2 protein-coding genes are annotated in these 2,237 nt (G+C 61.6%); one reads left to right on the forward strand and one right to left on the reverse strand.

What is annotated here, in order from left to right:
• Positions 1-583: 583 nt before the first annotated feature.
• Positions 584-1,180 carry a peroxiredoxin gene (locus tag FBR05_15175; protein ID MDL1873521.1) on the reverse strand — a complete coding sequence of 199 codons (597 nt, stop codon included), beginning with the start codon at positions 1,178-1,180 and terminating at the stop codon, positions 584-586.
• 40 nt (positions 1,181-1,220) lie between these two features.
• On the opposite strand from FBR05_15175, the gene FBR05_15180 reads away from it, so the two are divergent.
• Positions 1,221-2,237: hypothetical protein (locus FBR05_15180; protein MDL1873522.1), on the forward strand; the 1,017-nt coding region annotated here is incomplete at its 3' end.

Genomic DNA, 2,237 nt, shown 5'->3' on the forward strand with positions numbered 1-2,237 from the left:
AAAGCTGGTTCGCACGAAAATTTAGGGTCTTCCTTCGTCAGCCCCTAAATTTTGTGCTCTCTCAGCTTTTTTTCCGCTCCTACGCCCTCCCTCCTGCCTAATGCTTCGAGGAAAGGGCATCCCCCCGCTCCCAGGCCTCGTGCTTATGCGGTCAAGTTTCCAAAGCGCCTCTCGTTTCGAGAAACAATCCGCAAAGATGTCCTAGGACTTGTTTGTCGCAGGAAAGCCGCCGGTATCCCAAGCATAATAATTAACCTCTCGCATGGCACGAGGCCGAGAAGAGAAGAGGAGGGGCCCCCCTCGAAGTATTTAGGCAGGAGGGAGGCCGCACGAACGGCAAAAAAGTCGAGAGAGCATGAAAGTTAGAGGCTGACGAAGGAAGACTCTAACTTTCCATGCGAACCGACTTTTTTGTCGTGAGTAGGCCGACCGGGCCGTTACTTCGAGGGGGGCCCCTCCTCTTCTCTTCTCGGCCGGAGCATCGAAACGAGCACTAACGTTGCAAAAACTTTGCTTCGGGGAAGGGGTATTCTCCCGCTCCCAGGCCGGAGCATCGAAACGAGCGCTAACGTTGAAAAAATCTCTAGTGCCCCGCAGCGGCGCTTGCCTGCACCTGCGGCGCCTTCGCGATCACTTCCTGCAACGCCTTGAACAGCTCGTCGCTGGTGCGGCGGAAGATCGGCAGGCTTTCGACGTGCTTGTAGAGGATGGTCCCGTCCTGGTTGAGCAGGAAGAGGGCCCGCTTCGGCATGCCCATGATGCTCATCACCTTGTAGGCCTTGGTCACGCGGCCGTCGTAGTCGTTGAGCAGAGGGAAGGGAAAATGATACTTCTCGGCGAACTTCTTGTTGGAGTGCTCGTCGGGGTGGGAGATGCTGATCCCGTAGATCTGGACGCCCAGCTTCTCGAAGCCGGCGTAGTGGTCGCGGTAGTCGCAGAGCTGGGCCGTGCAGACCGGGGTGTCGTCGCCGGGATAAAACACCAGCAAGACCTTGCCCTTCGCGAGCAGCTTTTTCAGCTCGAGGCGCTCTTGGTTTTGGTCCAGCAAGTTGAAGTCGGGCGCTTTGTCACCTACTGCGGGCATGGTCCACCTCTCGTCGGAATGAAAAATTTGACGGGTATATAATCGGAGCGGTTTTTTTTGACAACCTCTTTTCTCCGGGAGCGATAAGAAAAACATCTAGAATTTTCAATAGTTATAAGAATATTTTTCCCTGGCTATGACCCCTGTTCCGACCGGGCTCCCCGGAGCATTCCATCGCCGCCGCCTCCCTTCCCTCGAAGCCGCGCCTTCGCCCTTGTCGCTCGCGCTGCAAAATTGGCTCGAGGCCGCTCCGACCGGGCTTGCCGAAGCGGAACTTCGCGAGGCCCAAGCCCTGCTCGCCGAGAGCGACCCCGGCTTGCTCGCCGCGGGCCTGGCTTCCTTGGCCGGACGTTTGGAGAGATCCGGAGACGCGGCCCGAATTTCCTTCGCCCTGCAACTCTATCAAATCGCCGCCGGACACGCAGGTACCGAAGGCAGGCTCGCCCACGAACGCCTCGCGGTCTTGCAAGGCGGCGGCACGACGGGCGCCCGCGCCGAATTCCTGCTGCGCGGCCTCGCCCGGCAGGCCTCCGATCCCGCGCTGCTCTTCGGCATGGGACTCGCCTCCGGCGTCTTTTCGCTGACGCGGGCGATGACCCTGTCGCGTCTTTTGGCCGCGCCGATTACGTCAGCCCTGACGCGCGGCTTCGGGGCGCGGGCCCTAGCCTCGGTCGCGGGTTTCGCAGTGGAGGCCCCGGCCTTCACCCTGGGGACCCGACTCGGCGCGGAGGCCTTGGGGCGAGGGCAGGATTGGGGTCGGGCGGCGCTGGGTAGGGACGTGGCTTCGAGCTATCTGGTGTTGGGCGCTTTAAAAATCGCCCATGGCTTGGGCGCGGCGTCCGTCGGGGCCCTTCGCGGACGGCCCCTACAGGTTTGGCATGAGGCCTTGTTGCGTCAATCCGCCACCCTCGGCGGCATTTACCTGGGGCATGGCATGGAAACTGCCTTCGGCCTGCGCCCCCCGCAACCCGCCTCCCACACCCTGACCGCCTCCCTCGCTATGCTGCTGCAATTCCACGTCGCCGGGCGCTTGAACGCCCAGATCTTGGGCCGGCCCTATGCCGCGATGGAGGCGGCCTTGGATCGCCAATCTCGTGTCGGCGCGCCTCGTCCGCCGAACTCGGCGGAAGGCGAGGCGTCGGGATTCGGAATC

It is taken from the genome of Deltaproteobacteria bacterium PRO3 (genome assembly GCA_030263375.1).
Lineage (GTDB): Bacteria > UBA10199 > UBA10199 > DSSB01 > DSSB01 > DSSB01.